Source organism: Bacteroidota bacterium (assembly GCA_034723125.1).
Classification (GTDB): Bacteria; Bacteroidota; Bacteroidia; order CAILMK01; family JAAYUY01; genus JAYEOP01.
In genome coordinates this window covers 1-7,086 of the sequence record JAYEOP010000595.1, presented here as the reverse complement: position 1 = coordinate 7,086, position 7,086 = coordinate 1, and the positions used below count along the sequence as shown (strand labels likewise).

At 29.5% G+C, this 7,086-nt stretch carries 6 protein-coding genes; 3 read left to right on the top strand and 3 right to left on the bottom strand.

What is annotated here, in order from left to right:
• Positions 1-124: 124 nt before the first annotated feature.
• Positions 125-1,399: an AAA family ATPase gene (locus U9R42_14815; GenBank protein ID MEA3497297.1), complete on the bottom strand. Its 1,275-nt coding sequence runs from the start codon at positions 1,397-1,399 to the stop codon at positions 125-127.
• A 244-nt stretch (positions 1,400-1,643) separates the two neighbouring features.
• Between U9R42_14815 and rfaD the strand changes: the two genes are divergently transcribed.
• Positions 1,644-2,606, top strand: a complete 963-nt coding sequence (gene rfaD, locus U9R42_14810; protein MEA3497296.1) for an ADP-glyceromanno-heptose 6-epimerase — start codon at positions 1,644-1,646, stop codon at positions 2,604-2,606.
• An 801-nt stretch (positions 2,607-3,407) separates the two neighbouring features.
• Here the strand turns inward: rfaD and U9R42_14805 are convergent.
• Together U9R42_14805 and rpiB are read right to left on the bottom strand one after the other, a co-directional pair.
• The gene (locus U9R42_14805; protein MEA3497295.1) at positions 3,408-4,796 is read right to left on the bottom strand and encodes a lactate utilization protein B; all 1,389 of its coding nucleotides are present in this window, start codon (positions 4,794-4,796) and stop codon (positions 3,408-3,410) included.
• A 48-nt stretch (positions 4,797-4,844) separates the two neighbouring features.
• Positions 4,845-5,285 (bottom strand): ribose 5-phosphate isomerase B, encoded by a 441-nt coding sequence (gene rpiB, locus U9R42_14800; protein MEA3497294.1) that lies wholly within the window; start codon positions 5,283-5,285, stop codon positions 4,845-4,847.
• A gap of 120 nt (positions 5,286-5,405) precedes the next feature.
• Between rpiB and U9R42_14795 the strand changes: the two genes are divergently transcribed.
• Together U9R42_14795 and coaD are read left to right on the top strand one after the other, a co-directional pair.
• Positions 5,406-6,464, top strand: a complete 1,059-nt coding sequence (locus U9R42_14795; GenBank protein MEA3497293.1) for an Mrp/NBP35 family ATP-binding protein — start codon at positions 5,406-5,408, stop codon at positions 6,462-6,464.
• Between the two features lie 35 nt (positions 6,465-6,499).
• Positions 6,500-6,967: a pantetheine-phosphate adenylyltransferase gene (gene coaD, locus U9R42_14790; GenBank protein ID MEA3497292.1), complete on the top strand. Its 468-nt coding sequence runs from the start codon at positions 6,500-6,502 to the stop codon at positions 6,965-6,967.
• Positions 6,968-7,086 lie beyond the last annotated feature (119 nt).

Here is a 7,086-nt window from a genome sequence, read left to right as displayed (position 1 = left end):
TTTTATTCAATGTGCAAAGTTATGTTAAAAGAATTATATGTGAAAGAAAGATTCAAAATATATTTTTGATGATTTTTCATCTTCACAAAGAATTAATAATCTTTTTGAGAAATTTATCATAGTGTTAGAATTTGAGTTGGACTTCACTTATAACAGGTATTGCTTTAAAACGACCACTTAAATACCATTTGTCAATTGGAATATCTTTTCTAATTCCTTTAATATCACTTAGCTTATAAATTGTAGTACCTCCTTGATAATCTTTGTCAACAAAACAAATTTGGTCGCGTCTTAAAATTTTTGTATCTAACAATGTGCTATCGTGAGTTGCAAATATTAACTGAGCATTGTTAGGATTATTTTTTTTGCTGTTAAATAAATTGATAATAACTTTTGTTAATAATGGATGCAATCCTTTATCTAATTCATCAATTACAATCACACCGCCATCATCTAAAGTGTCAATAATTATACTTCCTATTGCAAATAATTTTTTTGTTCCAAGTGATTCTTTTTCCAATTCCAAAGTTGATTTTCCAATTTCTTTGTCATTTTTAAAAAGACTATGAATTGTTAATACTTCATATTTATAATTATCAAGAAATTCTTTTTGTGCTTCCTCTGGAACATTGTCGGAAAATTTCATTTTTTTCTCATTTTCTGTTATACTGAAATCAAGAATATTTGTGTCGGCTGCTTGTAATAATTCTAATAAATTTTGTTTCAGATTTTCATCTTTTAAAATGAGTTCTGAGAAAGCTCTGATAATTGATTTGTCATATTCTATATCATGTAATATTGAAACATAAATATATCTTGTAAAGTATAAATAAACATCATCAAGGTATTTTATTTTACTTGTTGCTGATTTTGATAAAAACAACTGATTTGGTAATAAATCATCTTCTATTTTCTTTTTTGTGCCACGATAATAATCTCCGTAAGTTATTTTTTCTTTATTTCTTTCATACAATTTTGCTTTTACTTTTTCAGGGTAAAAATATAATGCTTCATTAATGATTTCAGAAGAATTGAAAGACATTGAATATTTATACCTGATTTTATTTTTCACACTAATAAAGTCTATTTCAAACTTTACAGTATTGTTTTTGGATTCAATGTCAAATAGGAAAGGTTCATAAGGTGGGATGTTTTTTCCGTGTTTAAACGTATCAGAGTTTTCAATTAGATAAGATATTGCATCTAAAGCCATCAAAATATTGCTTTTCCCAGAGGCATTTCTTCCATAAAAGACTAAACTTTTTAATAATTCATTTCCATTTTGATTAAATGAATTATACAGTAAGTTATCTTCATTTAATCGTTTTTCAGTAGTAAAATCAATTAACAATGGTGATTTTACAGAACGAAAATTTTCAATTTTTAATGTTAATAGCATTTTGTTTATTGTTTGATTGTTAAGATTTGCAAATTTATTACAAAAACATAATATAAACCCTATTAATTTTGTAATTATTATTTTTTTTACAGAGATGAAATTAGCTTATAAATTTCACTTTTACTAATACATCTAATTTTAGAGATTTTCAACTAAATTCATTGGCAATGTAGTAAAATGAAATAGCTTTGTACTTTATTTAAAAGGTGATTTTTTTATTCATTCTTATTAAAAAAAATGAATTATGATAATAGTTACAGGAGCGACAGGTTTTATCGGAAGTTGTTTTGTTGAAAAATTAAACAAAGAAGGTTTTAAGGATATTGTTGCAGTTGATGATTTTTCTAATGAAGAAAAAAATAAGAATCTTAAAGGAGCAGACTTAAGTCATAAAATTAATAGAGATAAATTTTTTAATTGGCTTGATAACAACAATAAATTGGTGCAGTTCATTTTTCATATTGGTGCTCGCACTGATACAACGGAGTTTGATAAAAATGTTTTTGACAAATTAAATCTTAATTACTCAAAAACAATTTGGAAAAAATGTGTTGATTATGGTATTCCATTAATCTATGCTTCTTCGGCTGCAACTTATGGTGATGGGAGTTTAGGTTACAATGATGAGCATGATATTATCAAAGATTTGAAACCACTTAATCCTTATGGAGAATCCAAAAATGAATTTGACAAATGGGTTTTGACTCAAGACAAAAAACCCTATTATTGGATAGGATTGAAGTTTTTTAATGTGTATGGACCTAATGAATTTCACAAAGGACGAATGGCATCGGTAATTTTTCATGCTTTTAATCAAATACAAGAAACAGGGGAGATGAAACTTTTTCGTTCACATAAGCCGGAATTTAAAGACGGAGAACAAAAACGGGATTTTGTGTATGTAAAAGACCTTTGTGATGTTTTGTGTTTTTTGATGCACAACAGAAAATCTGAGAATAACGGTATTTATAATCTCGGTACAGCAAAAGCAGAAGCATTTAATACCTTGGCTTACGGGATATTTAAAGCACTGGGCAAGGAAGAAAATATAACTTATGTTGACACCCCTGAAGATATAAGAGATAAATATCAATATTTTACAGAAGCTAAAATGGAAAAACTTAGGAGCATTGGGTATTCAAAACCCTTTACTCCTCTTGTTGATGGAATTGATGATTATGTGAAAAATTATTTATTAGAACGGTAGGATTTGTTTATTCGTTTATATATATTTTCACGCAAAGACGCCCCGATACAGTCATTCTTCCTTATGGGGCAAGCAAAGAACGCTAAGAAGAATTGTTTATTTGTTTCAATAGCCATTTAGTGGTCATTTTGCTTCGCTGTCATTTAATTGTCATTAAGTTGTTTATCCATACGAACAAGTTTTTGCGATTTGCTTATTTGTTTATTCGTAACACATAACTTTAAGTACTTTAGGCACTCTAGGCACTTCTTTTTGTTTATATTTTCACGCAAAGACGCAAAGAACGCTAGGAAGAATTGTTTATCTGTTTATTTGCTGATTTGTTTAAACGCAGAGGAGAATTGTTTGTTTGGTGATATTTTCACGCAAAGACGCAAAGAACGCAAAGGAGAATTGTTTATCTGTTTATCCGATACACTAACTCTAAGTACTTTAGGCACTCTAGGCACTTTAAGTACTTCTTTTTGTTTATATTTTCACGCAAAGACGCAAAGAACGCTAGGAAGAATTGTTTATTTGTTTATTTGCTGATTTGTTTAAACGCAGAGGAGAATTGTTTGTTTGGTGATATTTTCACGCAAAGACGCAAAGAACGCAAAGGAGAATTGTTTATCTGTTTATCCGATACACTAACTCTAAGTACTTTAGGCACTCTAGGCACTTTAAGTACTTCTTTTTGTTTATTTGTTTAAACGCAGAGTCGCAGAAACGCAGAGAAAAAAATAACTAATAAATCAACGTTATTCAACTGAAGACTGAAGACTGCCGACTGAAGACTGCCGACTGAAGACTGAAGACTATCTACTTCCCACTCCTCGTTTTTTCCCTTTCGTTCCACATTTTATTAAAAGATTTGGGAGCAATTTTTAAAGGTACTTTTCGTTTGTTCCAAGAATTTTTTAGGGCAATTTTTATAAAAAGATTTTTTATTCTATAGTTTCCAAAGTTCATTAATTTTTTACTTAGCAGGACTTTTGTTACCAGTTTAAACAATTTTTTTTCTGTTTTTAAGGTATCGTAATTTTCAATATAATGAAATTTATTTTCTAAAAGTAGTTTATGAATAGGTATTTTTACGGGGCAAACATCAGTACATGCACCGCAAAGAGATGTTGCATAACTTAGATGTGCAAAGTCTTCAAAACCTTTTAGAAATGGAGTTATAAGAGAACCGATGGGTCCGTTGTAGGGAGTTTTATAAGTGTGTCCGCCAATATTTTTATAAACAGGACAAGCATTAAGGCAAGCACCACATCTTATGCAAGCAAGTGCTTCTTTTTGTTTTTCTTGAGCTAATAAATTTGTTCTGCCATTATCAATAAGAATTACATACATTTCTTCTGGACCATCCATTTCATTCTTTTTTTTAGGTCCGAAAAAAAGATTGTTATAAACGGTAATGGTTTGTCCTGTGCCTGTTGTTGAAAGCAAAGGATAAAATAAAGCAAGGTCTTTTATGGATGGGATAATCCTTTCAATACCTGCAATTACAATATGTATTTTTGGAAGTGCAGTTCCCATCTTTACATTTCCTTCATTTTCGGTAACCGAAATAGCACCTGAATCAGCTATTAAAAAATTTGCTCCTGTAATTCCAGCATCAGCATTAATAAATTTATCTCGGAGAACTTTTCTTGCTTCCATTGTTAGTTTCTCAGGAGTAAAGTCAAGTGGTGTTTTCAGTTTTTTATTAAATAGGTCGGCAATATCTTCTTTCGACATGTGCATTGCAGGAGTAACAATATGATAAGGTGGTTCTTCATTAAGCTGAACTATGAATTCTCCAAGGTCGGTTTCTATTGGTTCTATATTATTCTTTTCTAAAGATTCATTCAGATTTAATTCTTCGCTTATCATTGATTTTGATTTAACAACAGATTTGCATTTATTGTCTTTCAAAATTTTAAGAATATGATTCACAGCATCATTGTTATCTTCTGCCCAAAGAATTTTCCCTCCTTTTTTAGTAAAATTTAATTCAAATTGTAACAAATGTTTTTCAAGATCTTCAATTGTTTTCTTTTTTATAAATGCAGCTTGATCACGTGCTGTTTCATAATCTTCAAATTGTTCTTTCCCGAGAGGTACTTTTGCATTGTATTTTGAAATATTGTGATTGATTCTTTTTCTATGTCCTATATCAAAAGCTTTGTTTTCAGCTTCTTTTAAAAATGGTTTTAAATTTTTCATTGTTTTAAATTCTTTTGCCTCAAAATCACGATAATTAAAAATTTTTTGTCAACTCAAAGGTATTTTATCAATTCTTCGTTGGTGTCTTTCACCTTCAAAATCTGTATTTAAATAAGCGTCAATAATTTTTTTTGCAGTTTCAAACGTAATAAATCTTGCGGGAAGAGAGATTATATTTGCATTGTTATGTAGTTTTGCCAGTGTCGCAAGTTCTTTATTCCAGCAAAGAGCAGCTCTTATGCCTTGATGTTTGTTTGCAGTCATTGAAGCACCATTTCCTGAGCCACAAATAATAATACCAAATTCAACTTTTCCTTCTTCAACTAATTGAGCAACTGGATGAATGTGATCGGGGTAGTCAACAGAATTTCCTGTGTTAGTACCAAAATCTTCAAAAGAATATTTTTTTTTATTAAGGTATTTTTTAAGTTCTGCTTTTAATTCAAATCCTGCATGGTCGCATCCTATGGCAATTTTTTTGTTAATCATAATTAGTTTGTTTAAAAATAAGAATTTTTGTTAATTTATAATTATTATTTTTCTAACCTTTGACGTTTTAAAAAAACGTTAATAATTTTACAAAAATACAATATTAATTTTATAAAAAATATGAAAGATAAAATTCTTAAAGCATTAAGCAACGTAATTGATCCTGATTTACATAAAGACATTGTAAGTTTGGGAATGGTGCAAGATATAAAAATTGAAGGGAAAAAAGTTTCATTCAGGTTTGTACTCACTACTCCTGCTTGTCCTATGAAAAGCAAATTTGTTGAAGATTGCACAAAAGAAATTCATAAACATGTGGATGACAGTTTGGAAGTTAACATAAAATTTGACTCAAAAGTAGAACATCAAAAAAGAGATTCTGAGAAAAAGATGTCTAAAGTAAAGAATCTGATAGCTATTGCTTCAGGAAAAGGTGGGGTTGGTAAATCAACTGTTGCAGTGAATATTGCAATATCTTTATCAAAATTAAATGCAAAAATAGGAATTATTGATGCTGATATCAATGGTCCTTCAATACCTAAAATGCTTGGTGTAGAAGATGAAAGACCAATGGTAAAAACTATTGACAAAAAAAATATAATGGTACCTATTGAAAATCATGGTATCAAAATAATGTCAATAGGAAATTTATTACCTCCTGATCAGCCTGTAATTTGGAGAGGACCTTTGTTAAGTAGTGGGTTACGTCAGCTTATTATTGATACTGATTGGGGTGAACTTGATTATTTAATTGTTGATCTTCCTCCCGGAACAGGTGATATTCATATTACTTTATGTCAGGAAATGCCTTTAACTGCTGCCGTTGTAGTAACAACTCCTCAGCATGTTGCTACCGGTGATACTGCACGAACAATAAATATGTTTAAACAAAAAAGTATCAACGTTCCTGTGATTGGTGTTGTTGAGAATATGTCTTATTTTTCACCCAAAGAATTACCGGACAATAAATATTATATTTTTGGAGAAGGTGGTGGACAAAAATTAGCTAATCAATTTAATATTCCATTGATGGGGCAATTACCATTAGTAATGGGCGTAGTTGATGGTTCCGATAAAGGTTTGCCCGCAGTACTTGATGATGAAAATGCAATCTTAATTAAAGAGTTTGATTCAATTTCTATGAAAGTAGCTCAGCAAATTTCAATTTTAAATGCGTAAATTAGCTTTTTTTTTATAAGTGAAATTTATTCATTATGTTAAAGAAAGCTATTTTTCCAGGTTCTTTTGATCCGATAACAATTGGACATTATGATATTATTAATAGAGCAAGTGAACTTTTTGATGAAGTTTATGTTGCCTTAGGAACAAATACTACAAAACCGAGATATTTTACTGTTGATAAATGCATTAAAATGATTGAAGATGTTTTTAAAAACAATAATAATATTAAGGTAATTCAATATGATTTTTTGACAGTTGATTTATGTAAAAAACTGAATGTAAAACATATTGTACGTGGTATTCGTAATGTTAGCGACTTTGAATTTGAAAGGTCACTTGCTACTATGAATAATATGTTAAACCCGAAAATACATACAATATTTTTTGATTCAAAGCCGGAATATTTATCAATTAGTTCAACAATAATCCGTGAGTTATTGAGAAATAATGGGGATGTTAGCAATTTTGTCCCTAAAGCAATTTTGAAATATATTAAGTAGTGGCACTAAGAAAACTTTGTATTACTCATTATACTTGGGCTTTGAATTAATAATGGATGTGAATGTAAAAGTCATTCAATTGTCATTAATAGTCATTTAGCCAAGCTGTCATTGGGTTT